The sequence below is a fragment of the Enterobacter sp. BWH64 genome, assembly GCF_001037645.1.
GTDB lineage: Bacteria > Pseudomonadota > Gammaproteobacteria > Enterobacterales > Enterobacteriaceae > Enterobacter > Enterobacter hormaechei_C.
The window spans coordinates 2,397,300-2,415,095 of sequence record NZ_KQ089922.1 but is presented as its reverse complement, the minus strand read 5'-3'; the positions used below and the strand labels follow the sequence as shown (position 1 = coordinate 2,415,095).

The 17,796-nt window shown below is 53.6% G+C and carries 23 protein-coding genes; 3 read left to right on the top strand and 20 right to left on the bottom strand.

What is annotated here, in order from left to right:
- Positions 1–72 precede the first annotated feature (72 nt).
- Positions 73–1,356, top strand: a complete 1,284-nt coding sequence (locus SK50_RS11595; RefSeq protein ID WP_023299884.1) for a YeaH/YhbH family protein — start codon at positions 73–75, stop codon at positions 1,354–1,356.
- 262 nt (positions 1,357–1,618) lie between these two features.
- Here SK50_RS11595 and SK50_RS11590 read toward each other — a convergent pair whose 3' ends face one another.
- Together SK50_RS11590 and SK50_RS24155 are read right to left on the bottom strand one after the other, a co-directional pair.
- A complete protein-coding gene (locus tag SK50_RS11590) occupies positions 1,619–1,939 on the bottom strand; it encodes a hypothetical protein (RefSeq protein ID WP_048229461.1) in 321 nt (106 codons plus the stop codon).
- Positions 1,939–2,178: a hypothetical protein gene (locus tag SK50_RS24155; RefSeq protein ID WP_048229971.1), complete on the bottom strand. Its 240-nt coding sequence runs from the start codon at positions 2,176–2,178 to the stop codon at positions 1,939–1,941. Before SK50_RS24155 ends, SK50_RS11590 begins: the two co-directional genes overlap by 1 nt.
- 272 nt (positions 2,179–2,450) lie before the next feature.
- Between SK50_RS24155 and SK50_RS11580 the strand changes: the two genes are divergently transcribed.
- Complete coding sequence (locus tag SK50_RS11580; protein ID WP_012906750.1) at positions 2,451–2,630, top strand: type II toxin-antitoxin system HicA family toxin; 180 nt, start codon at positions 2,451–2,453, stop codon at positions 2,628–2,630.
- 21 nt (positions 2,631–2,651) lie between these two features.
- The gene (locus SK50_RS11575) at positions 2,652–3,056 is read left to right on the top strand and encodes a type II toxin-antitoxin system HicB family antitoxin (RefSeq protein ID WP_044703865.1); all 405 of its coding nucleotides are present in this window, start codon (positions 2,652–2,654) and stop codon (positions 3,054–3,056) included.
- Between the two features lie 39 nt (positions 3,057–3,095).
- Here the strand turns inward: SK50_RS11575 and SK50_RS11570 are convergent, their stop codons facing one another.
- The 18 genes from SK50_RS11570 to SK50_RS11485 all read right to left on the bottom strand — a co-directional run bounded on the left by SK50_RS11570 (position 3,096) and on the right by SK50_RS11485 (position 17,742).
- A complete protein-coding gene (locus SK50_RS11570) occupies positions 3,096–4,166 on the bottom strand; it encodes a glycosyltransferase family 9 protein (protein ID WP_048229459.1) in 1,071 nt (356 codons plus the stop codon).
- Between the two features lie 76 nt (positions 4,167–4,242).
- The gene (locus tag SK50_RS11565) at positions 4,243–4,821 is read right to left on the bottom strand and encodes a tail fiber assembly protein (protein ID WP_048229458.1); all 579 of its coding nucleotides are present in this window, start codon (positions 4,819–4,821) and stop codon (positions 4,243–4,245) included.
- Positions 4,821–6,998 (bottom strand): phage tail-collar fiber domain-containing protein, encoded by a 2,178-nt coding sequence (locus tag SK50_RS11560; RefSeq protein ID WP_048229456.1) that lies wholly within the window; start codon positions 6,996–6,998, stop codon positions 4,821–4,823. The genes SK50_RS11565 and SK50_RS11560 overlap by 1 nt, the downstream gene beginning before the upstream one ends.
- Positions 6,999–7,000: 2 nt before the next feature.
- Positions 7,001–7,552, bottom strand: a complete 552-nt coding sequence (locus SK50_RS11555) for a phage tail protein I (protein ID WP_047720164.1) — start codon at positions 7,550–7,552, stop codon at positions 7,001–7,003.
- Entirely contained in the window at positions 7,545–8,459 is a 915-nt protein-coding gene (locus SK50_RS11550) for a baseplate assembly protein (protein ID WP_047720167.1), read from the bottom strand. Before SK50_RS11550 ends, SK50_RS11555 begins: the two co-directional genes overlap by 8 nt.
- Positions 8,443–8,796 carry a GPW/gp25 family protein gene (locus SK50_RS11545; protein WP_032658125.1) on the bottom strand — a complete coding sequence of 118 codons (354 nt, stop codon included), beginning with the start codon at positions 8,794–8,796 and terminating at the stop codon, positions 8,443–8,445. Before SK50_RS11545 ends, SK50_RS11550 begins: the two co-directional genes overlap by 17 nt.
- A gap of 36 nt (positions 8,797–8,832) precedes the next feature.
- Positions 8,833–9,951: a contractile injection system protein, VgrG/Pvc8 family gene (locus SK50_RS11540; RefSeq protein WP_045340848.1), complete on the bottom strand. Its 1,119-nt coding sequence runs from the start codon at positions 9,949–9,951 to the stop codon at positions 8,833–8,835.
- A 2-nt stretch (positions 9,952–9,953) separates the two neighbouring features.
- Positions 9,954–10,163 carry a tail protein X gene (locus tag SK50_RS11535; RefSeq protein WP_045340847.1) on the bottom strand — a complete coding sequence of 70 codons (210 nt, stop codon included), beginning with the start codon at positions 10,161–10,163 and terminating at the stop codon, positions 9,954–9,956.
- Positions 10,144–10,605, bottom strand: coding sequence for a phage tail protein (locus SK50_RS11530; RefSeq protein ID WP_369799557.1), 462 nt, complete (start codon positions 10,603–10,605; stop codon positions 10,144–10,146). The genes SK50_RS11535 and SK50_RS11530 overlap by 20 nt, the downstream gene beginning before the upstream one ends.
- Before the next feature lie 5 nt (positions 10,606–10,610).
- Entirely contained in the window at positions 10,611–12,743 is a 2,133-nt protein-coding gene (locus SK50_RS11525; protein WP_045340846.1) for an AAA family ATPase, read from the bottom strand.
- A 114-nt stretch (positions 12,744–12,857) separates the two neighbouring features.
- Positions 12,858–13,145 carry a phage tail assembly protein gene (locus SK50_RS11520; RefSeq protein ID WP_023299869.1) on the bottom strand — a complete coding sequence of 96 codons (288 nt, stop codon included), beginning with the start codon at positions 13,143–13,145 and terminating at the stop codon, positions 12,858–12,860.
- A 51-nt stretch (positions 13,146–13,196) separates the two neighbouring features.
- Positions 13,197–13,703 carry a phage major tail tube protein gene (locus tag SK50_RS11515; protein WP_023299868.1) on the bottom strand — a complete coding sequence of 169 codons (507 nt, stop codon included), beginning with the start codon at positions 13,701–13,703 and terminating at the stop codon, positions 13,197–13,199.
- A complete protein-coding gene (locus SK50_RS11510) occupies positions 13,700–15,169 on the bottom strand; it encodes a phage tail sheath family protein (RefSeq protein ID WP_048229454.1) in 1,470 nt (489 codons plus the stop codon). Before SK50_RS11510 ends, SK50_RS11515 begins: the two co-directional genes overlap by 4 nt.
- Positions 15,170–15,207: 38 nt before the next feature.
- The gene (locus SK50_RS11505) at positions 15,208–15,831 is read right to left on the bottom strand and encodes a phage baseplate assembly protein V (RefSeq protein ID WP_032619493.1); all 624 of its coding nucleotides are present in this window, start codon (positions 15,829–15,831) and stop codon (positions 15,208–15,210) included.
- Entirely contained in the window at positions 15,824–16,378 is a 555-nt protein-coding gene (locus tag SK50_RS11500) for a hypothetical protein (protein WP_048229452.1), read from the bottom strand. The genes SK50_RS11505 and SK50_RS11500 overlap by 8 nt, the downstream gene beginning before the upstream one ends.
- 8 nt (positions 16,379–16,386) lie before the next feature.
- Entirely contained in the window at positions 16,387–17,049 is a 663-nt protein-coding gene (locus tag SK50_RS11495) for a hypothetical protein (RefSeq protein ID WP_023299864.1), read from the bottom strand.
- Position 17,050: 1 nt separating this feature from the next.
- On the bottom strand, positions 17,051–17,407 hold the full coding sequence (locus SK50_RS11490) for a head-tail joining protein (RefSeq protein ID WP_023303463.1): 357 nt from the start codon (positions 17,405–17,407) through the stop codon (positions 17,051–17,053).
- Positions 17,407–17,742 carry a DUF2190 family protein gene (locus tag SK50_RS11485; RefSeq protein ID WP_048229451.1) on the bottom strand — a complete coding sequence of 112 codons (336 nt, stop codon included), beginning with the start codon at positions 17,740–17,742 and terminating at the stop codon, positions 17,407–17,409. Before SK50_RS11485 ends, SK50_RS11490 begins: the two co-directional genes overlap by 1 nt.
- Positions 17,743–17,796 lie beyond the last annotated feature (54 nt).

The following is a 17,796-nucleotide window of genomic DNA, read 5'->3' as shown; positions in this document are numbered from 1 at the left end:
GCGCTTACCGGGCCAACAAAATGTCCGGTACTTACGGACGCTGCAAGTTGGCAAATGCAGTACGGGGGATATATGACCTGGTTTATTGACCGGCGTCTTAACGGCAAAAACAAGAGCACGGTGAATCGCCAGCGCTTCTTGCGCCGTTATAAAGCGCAAATTAAACAGTCGATCTCCGAGGCCATCAACAAACGCTCGGTGACCGACGTCGACAGCGGCGAATCCGTCTCTATCCCTAACGATGACATCAGCGAACCGATGTTTCATCAGGGGCGTGGCGGCCTTCGCCATCGTGTGCACCCAGGTAATGACCACTTCGTCCAGAATGACAGAATCGAGCGGCCCCAAGGCGGAGGCGGCGGTTCTGGCAGCGGTCAGGGGCAGGCCAGCCAGGACGGTGAAGGCCAGGACGAGTTCGTCTTTCAGATTTCAAAAGACGAATATCTCGACCTGCTGTTTGAGGATCTGGCCCTGCCGAATCTGAGAAAGAATCAGCACCGTCAGCTCAACGAATACAAAACCCATCGCGCGGGTTATACCGCAAACGGGGTGCCCGCCAACATCAGCGTGGTGCGTTCACTGCAAAACTCGCTGGCGCGACGCACGGCGATGACGGCGGGCAAACGGCGCGAACTGCGCGAGCTGGAAACCAGCCTGAAAGTGGTGGAAAACACGGAACCCGCGCAACTGCTGGAAGAGGAGCGCCTGCGAAAAGAGATCGCCGAACTGCGGGCGAAGATCGACCGGGTGCCGTTTATCGACACGTTCGACCTGCGCTACAAGAACTACGAAAAACGGCCGGAGCCTTCCAGTCAGGCGGTGATGTTCTGCCTGATGGACGTATCAGGTTCAATGGATCAGGCCACCAAGGATATGGCTAAGCGTTTTTATATTCTGCTCTATCTGTTCCTGAGCAGAACGTATAAGAACGTGGAGGTGGTCTACATCCGCCATCACACTCAGGCGAAAGAGGTGGATGAACATGAGTTCTTCTACTCGCAGGAGACCGGCGGCACCATCGTGTCGAGCGCCCTGAAGCTGATGGACGAGGTGGTGAAGGAGCGCTACGATCCGGCGCAGTGGAATATCTACGCCGCGCAGGCATCGGATGGCGATAACTGGGCGGATGACTCGCCGCTGTGTCATGAAATTCTGGCGAAGAAGATCCTGCCGGTGGTGCGTTACTACAGCTACATTGAAATTACCCGTCGCGCCCACCAGACGCTGTGGCGTGAGTATGAGCATCTGCAAGCGATGTTCGATAACTTTGCGATGCAGCACATTCGTGACCAGGATGACATCTACCCGGTCTTCCGGGAACTGTTCCAGAAGCAGAGTTCTACAACCTCCAATTAAATGTTATTAATCAGCCAGTTAACCATGTTTTTCTGGCTGATTTTATTACATTTTCATTCTTAATTTTCACTATATTTTTCATTCGCTTAGCTTTTATTTTGGGGAATGCGATTTTGAAGAAGTGATAATGCAAAACTTCCTTTGAGCTTTAAGGATGGCCATCATGCGATGGAGGAAAAATCCTATCGTGACGACTAAAACCACATAAAAAAACCAGCCGCTTATGGCTGGTTATTCGTCAGTGAAGCATGGGGAAATTTATCTATATTGCAGGGCAATCATCATGTAATGCACGATTGATGAAGAATGTCACCCTACCCAGCACTTCCACTTCTTCAAGCGCTGTTCCCTCAATCGCTTCACCATCATCCGTAATGAGCGCGTTGCCCATAAGTTTTGCAAATTGTGTGTGGCCGTCACACAGAATTAGCAACACCTCTCCAGGCGTTTTTTTTGTTGCTGGCTCTATGACCGCAAACCCCACATCCGTTTCAAGCACCCTGCTATCAGCACCCATATTGCACAGAATTGCTGGAGTTAGTCGGCGCTCTACGTAGTCTGTTGCTGGTGAAGGAAAGCCCATTATAGAACTCTCCCCATGTTGCGCAGAATCCAATAACGGTTGTCGCTGCCGTCTGTCGACTTGTCAGCGAAGCCAGGCTGGTTACGCTCAATCCACGAATTTGCATCGGCCCTGGTAAAATGCCAGTTTAAGCCCCTTAACTTCTGAATGAAGCTGTCTGTTCTCAGATAGCGGTAACCCTTTGGGTTAAGCTCTATTGCCGCGATAAAGGCGGCATGTATGTCTGCTGTGCGTGGCATCATCACCTCACATAATACTGTGTTTATATACAGTGTATTTTGAAGGTGAAAATGTTCAATACCTTTATTACCTATCAATTATTATCCGTGGATAAGTTATTGATAAAATTCATTTCTGCTTGTATTTCTACAATGTTCTTTGGGTGAAATGCTGCCAGCAATGCACTCCTGCCTAACTCATACTCAATAACCCCTATAACCCCAAAAAACATTGACGCCACCCAAACACAGGGTTATTATAACCCCATCAAGACAACACAGAGAGCCGGAGGATGGATAGCAGGAATGCAATAGCAATGATAGAAGCCGATGGGTGGTATCTGGTGAGAGTTAAAGGCAGTCATCACCAGTTCAAACACCCAACGAAAAAGGGGCTGGTAACGGTAAAGCATCCACAGAAAGACATACCGTTACCAACACTGAAAAGTATCAAAAAACAGGCGGGGCTCTAAGCCCCCCTACTGGAGGTTTACATGTTGTACCCTGTTGCTATTGATAAAGGCGATTCATCCTTCGGCGTTCGCGTACCTGATATTCCTGGCTGCTTCTCTGGCGGTGATGATTATCAGGACGCAATCGAAAGCGTACGTGAAGCGATCGAGGCACACATCGAATTACTGGTTGAAGATGGCGAGAGCGTTCCCGAAGCAACGACCGTCGAAAACTGGCTATCTGATCCGGAGTACGCCGGTGCGGTATGGGCCCTGGTTGACGTGGATATAACACGCCTGATGGGAAAAGCGGAAAAAATCAATGTGACGCTACCCTCATTACTGATCCGACGTATTGATCAGTTTGTGGCGGCGCATCCTGAATATGGAAGCCGTTCGGGCTTCCTTTCACGCGTCGCTGCTGACAAGGTTATTAATCAACGATAGATTATTTTTATAGGCTGGCAAATGAACCAGCCTTATTTATTAATTCAAGGCTCTAATAGTCGCAGCAACTATTTCACTTGTAGGTATAGGTGTTAGTTTGCTTTTATTATTGGCATTCCTTTCAAGAACATAATCAGAGGCGTAGAGCACTTGATGCAATTCAGTATCCTGTTGAGGTATGCTGGCTTTTTGTTGTTTCTCAGTAAAGAGACTAACTGTTTTTGTTTGCAAAGCGGTAGCAATATGCAAACATCCAGTATCTGGAGTGATAAGAACAGTAAAATTATTAATCAAAATTGCCAATTCATGCAATGTCGTCTTGCCGATATGGCAAACAACCCTCCCAGCAAACTCAGGCTTCAATACGTCGTAAAAATCGTTAGACAATCCGATTTCATTTTCTGAACCGATCAAATGAAAGACACACTGAGGAAAATGATTTGATATATCTTCTACAACCTGTGCGGCAAGGTGTGCAGGAAAATATCTGTCAGAAGCAGATGCACCAAGTTGTATACCAACACTCATACAGGTATTAGTTTTATCTCCCACATCTGAAGGATAGAACATTTTCTTTCCCTCGGTGTTAATTCCAAGTATTTTTACGAGGGACAAATCATTTTGCACTGGTGGGTAGACCCCTCCCATAACTGCCGCATCACATGCCTTAATTAGAACCTTACGTTCATTCCCAAAGTAATGTTTCATGAGACATGAGACACCTGATAAAGTCATCGCCACAATATCATAAGGGCATTTCGAATGGAAAATAATACCTAATTCAGGTTTTTCCTTACGAAGCTCCTTACCAATTTCAATTGCTTCCTTCATACTTTCACCCATATATCGAACCTCGTCGATATATGGGCAATCCATAATCAAATTTTTATTACTATGACTCGTAACAGCAATTACCCTTACCTGAGGATTTGCATCCTTAAGTGCTTTAATTGCAGGCGTGCAAAATAAAAAGTCACCAAGCCTTTTATTGTTTAAAACAACGACAGTTTTAACTTGTGAAAAATTAATTTTATCTGGAGAGACCCTAACTCGTTTTCGAAACAAGTTAACAATCACTTCCAGCGCCTTCATTTTAATCTTGAATGACATAAAATCGCCCTTGTAAGCTAGTAACAGACGATTCTACTCTAACATTCAACTCATTCCAATAATCTCTCGTCATGGATCAATTTCTAGTTGGCGGGGACGGCCACTTAATATCTTGCGCTTCAGAGGTATCAACACGGTTTAACAGCACTCGATACTTTTTCCATTCAATCAAATCGTCAACTTCTGCTTCAGTCGCGAAAGAAAGCTCAACTGCATCGTTTAACGTTTCAATGATCAGCGTAGCCTCTTGCGTGAGCCGCTTCTTCTCACTTTCGGCGAAGGCGACTGCGGCTGCGCGCTCCGCTTCTGTATCTTTCTCCCATCCCTCACCATTCCAGCGCATGTAATTTCCGTCAGGAGCAATTGTCGTTACGTCAGAAGGCAAAGCACCAAGCCCGCTAATATAGACCCGCTCACCTGTTTCTTTGCTGTATAGTTTTTGACTTCGATAGTCCTCAACCAGCTCCCACGTTGTTCCGTTGAATACTGCAACCTTTCCCTTTGGCACTTCAGGTGGTGCAATATTGGTGCAGTCTGCCGGGAGACCAGTATTAGCCGGTATATAAGCATCCCCCGCCCCAATAAACTCTCGTGTATCTGCGCGGAGATTGTAAATTCGGATAGTGCGGTCTTTACTTGAAAATTTAAAAGCCATTATGCAAGCCTCACAATGTAGTTATAAGCGATGTTTTTGACGGTGTTCTCTGCGTTACCAGCAGCGGCAACGGTAATGGTGTGGGTATGCGACCCCATAACAACCGAGTGTGTGTGTGAACCTACGGCCACCGTATGCGTGTGGGCCCCTACGGCTACCGTATGCGCATGCGCGCCAGCGCTGGCCGCCGTGCCTGTTACGCTGTGTGTGTGTGCCCCAGCATTAACGGTATAAGAAGACGTATCAACAAAGCCGGCTTTATTAAAGACGTTACGGTCAATGTAAACGCCGTTCCCGCCCCCACCATCGCGCCATGCTCTCTGGGCGTGACTGTGGTCGCCAGAACTTGCAGCAGTACCGGAAACGCTGTGCGTATGTGCACCGGTGCTGTTTGATGTTTTAGTCCCGTAGTCAAAGGAGCTGGTTGTTTTCGTCCCGTGATCGAATGCGCTGGTATTTTTCGTCCCGAGATCAGTTGAGGAAGCTGATGCCCCGTGGTTATGCGACTTAATGCCGTCCTGTTCCTGTGACAGCACTGCACGACCGCTCGCAGGCTTCCCTTTAATCGTCCATCCGCGCATATCAGGGATTACGCCTGATGGATATGCTGCTGCCAGAAGTGGATAAGCCGCCTTATCGAAGGTTTGCCCCGCCATAATGGCATAACCGAACGGTGCCACATCGGACGGCCACGGAATAGGGGCACCAACAGGAAACGCATCAACAGGCGTCCAAGCAGTCCAGGCGCCTGTTGAATACTGGCTCCGGGTATAACTTCTGGAACTGTTATAAACCCTGTAAACCTGCGTTACTCCGGCATTTTTATAAACAATCAACGTTCCGGCGTTATTTTCGGGGTAGTGCCTTGCGGCTGAGGTATTGGCGTTCGCTGGCTGGTAATAAATGCCCGGCGTTTTGAGCGTATCCAAATCCTCAGTCGAAAGCCCGATCGCCTGACCGTTGAAAATATCCTGAGAGGTTACGTTAATATCAGCATTCAGCGCATGGCCATTGACCTTGCGCCCGCTGGGTACCGCCCCCACGTCCGCGGCTGTAGGTTTATTCTTGTCGGTATAAAGATATTGGTAACTCTTTGTTTGCCCGGCATCCCAGCGAATCGCAATTTTACCTGTATTACTGGACGGAATAATCAGATGTCTATCGTCCCTGTTTCCACCTCCATCCTGTAGCAGTGTAATTGTGTGAGCGTACGGACCACCATCAACAGCATGCGTCCAGAAGCCAGACGGCAATCCGGCTGGAATATTGTCATAACTGTTCGCCCCAGCTACGGCTGTCCGTGGAGCTGTACCACCTACCCCCCCATATCCAACAGTCAACACTCTGCCCGCCGTAGTATCGGTCTGAGAGGTGACAACATCCTTCCCGGACGCAGTCCCTAGACTATTTTTGACTTTCGCCAATTCATCATTTACTGCCTTAACAGCTTTTGGCGTGGCCGCCATCACCTCCGAAGTGCTGTCGGTTGCACTACTGAGCTGGACGATACCTTTTCTTGCTGTGGTAGCATCCTGTGCCGTGTATTTACCGTCCGCAAGATCGTATGCTGCCTTAACTGCCTTTGGTGTAGCCGCCATCCCTTCCGACGTACTGTCGGTAGCATTACTGAGCTGCACCAGCCCCTTACGGGATATGGTCGCATCAACGACGTCTATCGCTTCTCGCGCGCTTTTTTGTGCCCCTGGACCATGCTCAGCGATCTCCCCAAGATTTCGATCGATCCGCAGGAAAAGACCATCGCCAGTAGCCACTTTTAATTCAACTGCCGCCGTCTCTGATACTGCAAGTCGGAATTGCAAACTGACGCTGACACCGTTTTCAGGCTTTTCAATGGCAGCACAGTTCGCAACAGAATATAGTTCGCCTGCATCTGTCAGCAGGCCAACTTCCCTGACTACGAATCCACCAACGGCAACCGGAAGTACCAGCTGAGCAATAAACTGGTTCGCCTGATCCGGAGAGACCTGTAGTGCAGAAATTGCGCTGCGATATACCTCACGCACCAGCTTCGTCTGCGCAGGATCCGGTTTAACGGCCTGCCCGTTCCCGTCCCCCACAACAAAATCTTTGATGATGACGGGCTTCCCGGTTGCAGAGGATTGCGTCTCCAGCTCCTTGCCCCGGTTTGTCAGAATGCTGTAATACTTCTCAGCCATGGTTATTCTCCGGCCTCAATAACAACGTCAATCCAGGCGGTAACAGCACCGCCGGCATAATAAGTTCCCTTCGCACCCAGATCGGCGATCACATCGATAGTGGTCAACAGGCTGCGGAGGTTTTTGGCTTTATCGACCTGGCGCCGTATGCGCTGGTAAAGCGCTTCGTCAACAGCCTGTAAGCTGTAAACCTCCACGCGGAAGGTGTAGGGATCCTTGCGCGGTGTATCCTCCCACCACTCAATCACGGTGGTCGGGAGGCTGACGGCGCTCAGCGAACGCCTGACCGCCCCGGCGGTGCCCCGGTGCTGATGGACATAAGCGGCATCCCTGATCACCTGCCTTTTTTCTTCCTCGGTCCAGGCCTCTTCCCATGAATCCACCGCAAATTCCCAGGCCAGCCATGGCAGCAAATGTGCGGGACAGGTATCAGGGTTTTTCACCTTACGTACCATGTCTGTATCCAGCGCCGTGATCAGCTCTGTGCCCGCCTGCTCCTGCGCCCGTTCGGGGTGAATGGCTGAAGGTGGAAGCAGAGATCGAAATTTATCCACTCACACCTCCTTTACGGGTGACGTTTATCGCGCTGCACCACGGAGCCTGTCCTGCGGCCGCTTCCAGATCTGCCGTCGGGCTGATCAACCTGACCCGGGCCACACCGGGCTGCTGAAGCGCCGAGTAAATCGCGGAAAGCGGTACAATGGCGTTAATACGATGGGAAAGCTGTGTGTAGCTCGTCAGCGTACTGATCGCGTTTTCCAGGACCGTCTGTGCATCCGGACCGTCTGGTATTTCGAGTTCAGCCTTAACGGCATAGCTGGCGATACTGGCACTCTTCACGCTGACAAAATCGGTGAGCGGCCTGACTTCATCCGCGCTCAGTGTGTTCATGACAGTTTCAATAAGAATGAGTCCTGCCTGACCGTTCCCTGTGCGCGAGAGCACGTACACATCCACCTCGCCGGGCCGGTTATGGGTTTCAGGCCCGTAGGCGTCCGCATCCAGCACATCGTTATCCGCAGATTTGGCATGAAAGCGATAAGCGTTACGCGCGCCGGCCGTATTCAGCTGCGCCCACGAAAGCTGTATACGTTCCCGGAAAGCGTCGTCGTCTTCATAAACAGGGTCGACAGGGGGAACCGCATCCGGATCGCCGGGATTAATCACAAGACGGGAAACGTTAAAGGCCGCGCCCAGCTGGTCGAGATCGGCCCCTCTGGCACTGGCAAGGAAAACTGCGCGTACTGCGTCGTTAACCCGCTGGAACGCCAGGGTTAGCTGGTAGGCGTTGATTTCACCCTGTTTATACGCCGGGTCAGATTCCACCAGCGCATCAAATTCCGGATCCAGTTCGCGCAGGCGCGCCAGCCAGCGGGTAAAAATGTCAGCGGCATCCGGTACCACGATGGCATCCGGCACCGCCAGGGCGGACAGGTTAATTACGTCATAGCTGCTTGCCATAAATCGGTATGCCTCCGGTGCTGACAGGAAGATTGTTCTCTTTGTTAATCCCTTCGATATCCACCACACACCCCGTTTCGTCAGCCGGGAAAGAAACGACAACGCGCGTGACCTTAAGCCGGGGTTCCCAGCGTGCCAGCGCCGAGGCGGTCGCGGCGATAATGCGAAGCCTGGTCAGGTCATCACGAGGGTTATCAACCAGCGAAAACAGGTCACTGCCATAATCACGGATCAGTACACGGCTGCCGACGGGCGTGGAGAGAATATCGCTGACGGACTGGCGCAGATGATCGCTACCAGACAGGTGTTTCCCGGTCCGGCTGTTTACACCGTTCATAGTATTTTCCGTATCTGTTTGTCGGATGGCTGAGAGTTATCCGAAGTAATCCGGGCCGGTCTTATCCTTGCTGCCGGATTTTTTTGAGGATTTCGCAGGCTTGCGAATATCAACCACCAGGTTGTATGTGAAACTGAAACCCGCAGGTGTCAGGGAAAACACCAGCGACTCAACCACCCAGGCGCGATCTTCCCGTTCGCCAAAGCCGGACGTGGATACGCCAGACTCTGCCGTAAGAGGAACGTGTCTGGGTCGGCAGGGCCCCGTTACTGTCATTTTTTGTTCATTGCGGCGGGCCTGCGTTTTTTTCGCTTTGGCCTGCTGATCGGCAGTAGCTTTTACAGGCTGGGTATACGGGTTAGCCATTGAGGGACCATCATGATCAACCGTGGTGGTTTTGGTCTTCCCATCAGCCTCATCGTAATAACGTACGCCGATTTTGCCTGAAGACTTACCACTGCTGGCGGTGGCCTTCCCTGTCGAACTGCCCCGCTCTCCTTCGCTGTAAGACCAGTTTGACACCTCTTCTGGTGTGATAATCAGAGCTGCGGTCTGTTCGCCGGAAGCATTTGCCGTGGCTCCCTGACGCAGAAAGAGCCAGTATCCGCCCGACGGTTTACTGACAGCATTCCATGTTCGGGCCAGGCGCGTCAGCAGATTGGCGTCCGATTCTGCCACCTGGTCAACGTGGTCGATATGAATGTCGGCCAGCTCTGCGGCCACTTTTGGTACCAGTCCGTTTTCTTTCGCTACCGTTTTAACCAAATCCGCCAGTCGCAGGTTATCCCAGCTGCGTGTTTTCTGGCTGATCACATCACCCGGTTGTTTTTGCGCGTTCATTGGCGCAGCGGTGGCATAAATTTCGATACGACGTGGCGGACCGCTGCTGGCCACGCCGGAAACCACGAACCAGCCCTTATCCACCAGATGATCATTAAAACCCAGCGCCACGCGAAGACGAGCGCCTTTTGGCGGAAGGGGGAGCGTTTCCGAGAGCAGGGTGATTTTCAGCTCATCTGCTTTTGCCGTGGCACCGCCGTAATCAGTCAGCGTCAGCTCTGCCAGGCATTGTTGCAGCGCACGGGTAATATCTTTTCCTTCAGCGCTGACGCTGAAAGCGGGTGCATATTCCGGTTTAACAATCTGATCTGCCATTTTTAATCCCACAGGCTGTAAGCAGAAGCCTGAACCGGCGGAGCCAGATCCGGTAAAGTGATAAACAGACCTGAAGGATAAACGGCCCCACGGTCAGCCAGTCCAGGATTCGCTTCAAGAACCTGCGTCACAATATAAGAGAGATTCTCTGTGCCGTAATGCGTCGCGCAGATCGCATCCAGCACATCACCGTCACGGGTTTGATATGTCATCGGCATAATGTTTCAGCGTCATCGTCCAGTTTTTGTTTCGGTGGCCGCCGCCCGGCAGGAATCGGCTGGTCGTATCTGAGAAGTCGATCACCACCCACCAGCCCAGGACATCTCCTTCACCGCTGACCAGCTGCTGAGGCTGATTCTGGTCTGCCAGGTCGAAGAGATCGTTAACAGCATCCACCCCCTTACGAAAGAAAGCATGCGATTCCCCTTCAAGCCGGACGGTTCGCCCGGGCTTGCCGGTATACTGCAATAAATCCTGCTTCCCGATCCGCTCCTGTTCGCTCCATCGCCAGCTGGCCTCGCGGGTCAGCTGGTTGTATGCCGTGGTGTCGATCGAAAAAGCAAAATCGCCCAGCATCATCATCACCCGTGCGGCCTGAGCCCCCCGAACAGCGCTGGACTGAAACTGCCCGAAGTCTTCAAAGACAGGAATGATTTCACTCACCAGATTTGTCCTCCGTCCAGCATGCTGCTGTCACCGTTAAATACCGGACTGGTTTTAGTCACCGCGACAACTTCATCCCCGATCGCCCTTTCGTCCTGACCAGGTGCGCCATGTATCTCATAATGAAACTCGAAACGACGGTTGTCGGTCAGTTGTCGGGGAGGTGGCGCTTTGTCCGCAAAATCCAGCTTCTGAAGTAATGTTTCCCAGTAACTGCTTTCCACTTCACCTGACAGTTCTGCCGGTCTGTCAGAAACAGGATCAGGAGACTGTCGGGAGTTAATCTCAGGCGTTAAGAGCAATACGTCTGCGCTTTTATCCCTGTAGCGTTCGTTATTCGTGAATGATCCCTGCGCTTTGTCAGTACCCGGTAACGAATCGACATCAACATTCACATCAGGTATACGCTGTGTCGGGTATTTTGAATTTCCCTTTACATCAGGGATACGCTGTGAAGGGTATTCCGATCTCTCCTCAGTTCTTCCCTCTGGTGCTGTCCAGTTAAGGGAAGGATAAACATCGACATTGACCACCGGCTTATCCGGTGAGATGTTGTCTGCGGATCCCTTCGGTTTTTCCGCTGCGGGCCAGACGCTACTTTTTTCAAGCGAGGGAAAGGAAGGAAGTCTGTAATTATTCCAGGCGCCGGCAGTCCTGTCGGATGTTTCATGTCCCGGTTGCACAGACGTCTCCTGGTTCTGGTTCAGTGCTGAATCCCAGGAGAACGGCGCGCCGCTGCTTTCCGGCGTCACGTATTTATCGAGCGTATGGTTGAAGGTGTCATCATCGTCGCGGAAAAATCCCCGGGTGTCCCGGTACGATGTTTTTACATCATCAGGCAGCTCCGGGTTTTCCTTCAGTTGCTGCTCAAACCATTCGCCCTGACCATTGCGCTGCGCCGTCATGCGCGCAATATCAACCGAGCCGGTCATGGCCAGCGATTTGAGCACGTCCCGCTGATCGCTTCGCTCATCCGGTAAAAGCCAGGACAGTTTTTTTGCCAGCGCGTAGGCCACTTTCCCGACGAACACAATGCCCTGACCGAACGTCAGCACGCCGGGGTAAAGATCATTACGCAGGAAACTGACAATACGTTTGATCCCGCCCCCCTTAAACCACTCCGCCATATCATCCGTCAGCCGGCGGATATCCGGTGCCAGCTCGTTTCCCAGCTGCCCTGAGATTTCCGCTACAGCGGAGGAGAAGACCGTGCGCAGGCTGGTGATGGCGCGGTTGCCCTCCGTCGCCCCTTCAGCCCCCTCTTTCGTGACGAGGTTATAACGCCGCTGCTCGTCCATCAGGTCACGGTAGCTTTTGCCGGACTGCTTCAGCAACATCAGCAGTTTGCTGGCCTCGCCGCCAAACAGCGAATCCAGTGCAAACGACGCTTTCGACTCGTCCTGCATGCTGAGCGCACGCTCGACGATTTTTTCGAACTGCGCCATATCGCTGAGGCCGGCAAAATCCCCCGCCTTAAACCCCAGGGTTTCAAACGCATCCTGAAGGGAACCCTGCTTGCCGTTCTGCTTGTACTCTCCTGCCTTGTGAAGATACTCCTCGAACAGGTCGCCGATGTTCTCCCCGTTCATGTCGTACTGCTTCGCGAGCGTGTCCCAGGCATCAAACGTCGGGATATCGACGCCATAACTTTTCGCCACGCCAGCCCGTCGGGCCGTTTCTGCGTTGGTGGCCGCAGGTGCAATCAGGGTGCCCAGGGCGGAAGCCACCACGCCACCGCCGCCAATCGCCAGCCCGGGAGCCACCATCCCGCCCAGCTGTCCGGCCATACCGAGCCCACGGCGAAACAGCCCTTTCCCTGCCCCCTTGAAGGCGGCCAGCCGTTGCGTCTTCTGCATCTGCTGATTCAGCTTCTGCTGTTCGGCCTCCGTCTTGCGGATTTCACGGGAGACGTCGCTGTAACGCCGTTTAAGATCGCCAAGACTTTGCCCGGCCAGCTTCGCGCGCTTAATCTCAGCCGCCAGCCTGACCTGGTCTTTCGTCAGTTTTTCTGACTGCTTTCCGACGTCCTTCAGGCTTTTTTGCAGGCTGTTCGCTGAACGGCTCCAGGAGCTGTCGATATTGCCGCCAAAGGTAATGACGGCCTTAAGATTCTGGCTTAATCCGGCCACGATTTACCGCCTCCACTTCGTCGGTGATAAAATCCGAAAACACACTGAACGGCATATCCAGGTATTCCGTCATGGGAAAATGCAGGCGCCGTCCCAGAAAACGTATCGCCCGCATCAGCCCTCTTTCGGTCGCTTCTCGGGCGGGAGCATAAAAACGTTAAACGCGTCCAGCAGCTGGGCATAATCTGCCGCAGTCAGTTGCCAGATATCCTGTTCGCTGAGGTTGCACAGCAGCGCAATCATGCGCGCCTCTTTTTCTTCTTCACTGCCGCGGTCTTTGGAAAAAGCAATGCGGTCACGTACCAGCGGCTCGCGCAGCGTCACCTGTTCGAGCAGGCCACCGTTCTCAAAGGAAACAGGGGAATACAGTTTAATAACGCGTGTTTCACCAGGAAAAGACATGTTGATCTCCATAAAAAAACGGCCCGCAGGCCGTTGTAAGATTGTTTGAAGTTACAGCCGTACTTTTGCCGCCAGACCGGACAGAACATCCACGCCATTCACCCGGCGCGAGAAGCGCTCAGTATCAATCTCAAAGAGCTCGCGACCGTCCTTAGTCTGACGGTAATAGCTCACGGCGATTTCCACCGTGACGGCATTTTCGGACAGGCTGTCCTTGCCACGCGCGTCGGGAGTGACGGTCTGCACAAAGCCTTCGATCTCCTCGATAGTACCCAGCGCGGTACCGTTAGCCAGATAGCCCTGATAGGCCGTAAAGCGCGGCCGGCTGCCGCTGACAAAACCGAAGGCGGTCAGCATATCCACGTCCACACCGTAAAACTTCAGCTGACAGGTGAGTGCTTCCATACCGTCATCAACGGGGGACGGCGCATCCTGTGCGCCGGTACGCAAATCCGTTTTGACAATGGACAATGCCGGCGGAGTAAATTCATGCGCCCCCTGTATGCGGATCCCCTGCCGGAAGAAGGTCCAGACGCGTAATGTGTTTTTTTCGCTCATGCTGCCAGCATCTCCTCAAGCGCATAGTTGTTATTCACCCGGACGCGCAGGCTGATAAGCTCAGTCGGCGATTTCGGACCAAAGTCATAGTTGATGTACAGCACGCCCGCCGCCATGCTCTCAGCGGTGTTAAGTTCTTCATCCAGCCAGGCGCGACCACCGAAAATGGCTCCGAGGCCGACCAGCTGGCGCATATAGGCGTTAATGGTGCCGATAATGTCGTCGGCATTCTCCCGGTCCAGCGGACGGTCAACGTATTCCAGCATCGTTTCCTGAATACTGTCCTCGATGACGTCTGCGGTTCGGCGAACCGATTCGAAGCGCCACTGTGGATCGGTACCGCACAGACGGTTGCCCCAGTGCTTAAACCCTGCCCGGCGGATGATGGTAGAGACGTTCTGCATGTTGAGCAGGTTTGCATCGCAGTTTTCATCGCCGAGAATGAACTCGTCGATCTGTTCCACCCCGAGGATGTTATTGATGTCCTGGTTGGATTTACTCCACCACCAGCCCTTTTCAAAGTCGATTCGGGCACGCAACCCCGCCGCAAACGCAGAATATGGACGATAGACCAGCTGGCCGTCGGCATTGCTGACCTGTACGCGCGGGCGCAGCAGCTCGGTGCGGGTACCATAGGACTGTCGGCGCTGGACCACTTCTTGCAGCTTAGCGCCAGCGGCACAGTCAACATACGCCACCGCCCGCAGCTTGCCGGCAACGGTTTCCAGAGCCTTGCCCACGGCATCATCCTCACTGAACCCCGGCGCAATCACGATACGGGGCTGGTACGTCGTCACGGATCGTGCAGTTGACAGCGCGCCGATCCCTGTCAGCACCGCCGCACGCTGTTTCGCTGCATCGGCTTCTTCAGACACACGTACCACCACCGTCAGGGCATTTCGCTGGTCATTGATTTCCATCAGGGCCTGTTTCAGCGTGCCTTTTTCACCGAGCCGGGAAAGCATCGAGGTTCCGACAATCGCCACAGGAGTATTCAGCGGGAAAGGTTCATCTTCGCCGCCTGCCAGCTGCAACCGGAACGGTGTGACTACGCCACTCCCGCTTCCCGTTGCGGTGACAGCCACATCATCCACCGCGCCCACGGCAGTGGCCACTGCTGAAGGGGTTGCCGTCAGCTTGCCGGTTTCATCGCAGCCAAGCGTGATAGTCAGCGTTAATGCCTCCGCATTCCAGGCAGCAGAAGTCTCAATCGCTGCGGGATTTTCTTCATCAGGGATGCTGGCTACAGCCTCAACCACCACCACGTTTCCTGCCCTGCCAGCAACTGTCGCGGCAAAATCCACAACGTTATCCAGAATTGGGGTTCCTGTGCTGGCACTGGCCGGCGTTCCGGCAGAGGCATCAGGCGCAGTACCCACCAGGCCGATAATGGCCGTCTGGATCGTCGTGACCGCGACCGTACCGGATGTCAGTTCGATCGTTTCCACACCATGTAAATTCGCCATTTATTTTCTCCAGGCATAAAAAAACCTGCCGCGGCAGGTCACATTTTTTGATTGGGGGGATTCGTGGTTCCGCCGCCATCACCATTTTCTTTATGGTCATGGCCGTTGTAGGTTTCGCGGATCCCGCTCATTTTCCCGGTACCGTCAGAAATTTCCTGTGTTGCACCGATGTTTCCCTTCACATTCGTGTCGGAATTGATTTGCGTAACGCCCTGAACTGTGAGGGTGTCGGTGATTTCCACCGGACCATCGAGCGTTCCCTTTCCGATAATTTTGTAGGTCCCGCCCTCCGCCAGCGTGATGGTCAGGGCATGCGCGGCGCGGTCATACCGGATCTCGGTACCGTCACCGTAGCGGGTGATATGTTCGCTGTCGCTGCCCTCCGGTACCGGCAGACCGCCGGTATTCCAGCCGGGAAACACCCGTCCATTATTAAGCTCGCCCGCCTCCGACAGCACAGTGACCGCATCCCCGACCGCATACGGATTGGAGTCAGCCCGGTTTGCCCCGGAAAAGCCCTGGCAAAGCGGCAGCCAGGTAGTGGTGATGTCGCCCAGATCCACCCGGCACTTCGGTATACCATCATGCTTAACGGAATGAATAACCCCGCGCCGCACAATATTCGCCAGGCGGCGCTGTAAATCGCCCTCGATATCACTCATCGGGTTTCGCCTCGTAAATCAGCTGATAATCGTCCACATGTGCCTGGCCGATATCCGGTGCTTTTCCCAGCCAGGCTGCTTTCAGCGGGGCATTCAGCTGTGCAAACGGATCCGCACCAAAGGCGGCTGATTGTTTGAAGGAGATCCGCCAGACCAGGTAATCATCCATGCGCGGATCAAACTCATCGCGTGACGCATCGATAAAGACGGCTGGCTCAAGACTGGTCAGGCCGAACTGCTGGCCGTCAATCCACTGCGTGATATCCGCCGCCGCCGTGCGCAGGAAAATTTCGGGTCGGCTGACGCCAGCGCCTGCCGCGTCCACCACAACGAACAAATCGCAGGACAGATTCACATTAAGCTGCCCCTCGTTGCCGCCGCCCTGCTCCCAGCCGTTTATGGAGAAATAGACCGCCGGGGTGGTCAGCCCTGTAAAACGGGGGACATTTTTTTCCGGGTAGGCATCGGCGTCACGCACCCACGCAATTTTTTTCAGCGCGCCGGTGACAGCATCGTGATACTGCCCCAGCAGTAATGGCTCGGCCATAGTCAACCTCAGACAGAAATACGGGCTTTCACACGCCCGCGCAGATCGGTTTCAAAGTGATGCATAAAAATCTCCATCGCCTCCGCAAAGGCGTTATCTTCGATGTAGTTCAGCATCGGCTCATAAATATCGACTTCCGCTTCGCGGGTACGACGGGTATCCGGATCGCGAATAACCACCGTCCGGCGGTTTTCACGGCGGGAGCGCGCCACTTCCCCGTTTTCAAATGTGCGCGGGGATAGCAGGCTGCCCTTTGGGGTGAATCCGGCGTTTTCTGCCTGGCGCCGTGCCTTTATATACCGCCCGGTGGATTTATCCCGCCGGGTATGGTGAGGCCTGACCCGCCCGTTAATCCTGCCTTTCAGGTCTTTTACCTTGATGGCATTGAGACCAAACCAGAGACGAAAATTATCCAGTTGTGACTGAGAAGCGCGATCAAGACGAAAGGAAAGCAGACGCCGGCGCACCAGATCCAGGCTGCGCGGCGCCAGCCCGTCTTTCAGGTCAGCCATCGCTTTTTTACGCAAGGTGGCGGCGGTACGTTTCAGCGCACGGGAATACGCTGCCCGAAACTGTTTATGGGTGGCACCGATGTGCTCCGCTATCCGCCAGATGGCATCCACATCGATATCGACGGGCAAATCCCGCCGCAGTCTGGACTCACGCGCCATATCAGCTCCACTTATTGATGTCCGGCTGCACCTTACCCGGTGCGCCATACGCCAGCGTGACGCGGGTGCGGCCTTCTTCATCAGCGCCAATGTGCGTCACACGATAAGCCGTGCCGTTGATCTCCACGCCGTGGTGTTTCTCAAGCCCCACGATATCGGCGGTCATCGCGCTGAAGGCCGGAGAGCGATCCTGAATTTGCCCCCCGCCGGGCACGTCAACCGGGACATCAGGCGTCTCGAAAATCACGGTAACAGGACGCAACTCAGCGCCGACAGACAGGACAGCAGGCACCTCTTCGGCAAATGCCCGGGATATCCGGGCATCCGCTTTTAACAGGCGTTGCCGAAAGCGGTTCATCAGTAACCAAGCCGGACCGAAACAGAATCCGCATCCGCCGCCGCCTCAGCCCAGGCCGTGCCCGCCAGAGGATTCGGAGCCGCCGCCTCACCCGCTTCAGCAGTCAGTTTACCGTCTGCCAGATAGAGCTTCTGCCCGACAGTAACCGCTTCCGCTGCCTTTGGCAGGACGAACACCCCCGTGGTATGCAGCACACCCCACAACCCTGCCGGAATGTCGTCGTGAGCAACGCCCACCAGCGCACCTGAAAGCACGGCGTCACCCGAATGAATATCGGTCGCACCGGTATTCTGAAAATCAAGGGTGTTGCCATCCTGCTGATAATTTTTCGCCATTTTTCTCTCCAGACAAAAAAGGAGCAGCACGCGCCGCCCCGTAATAAAAAACCG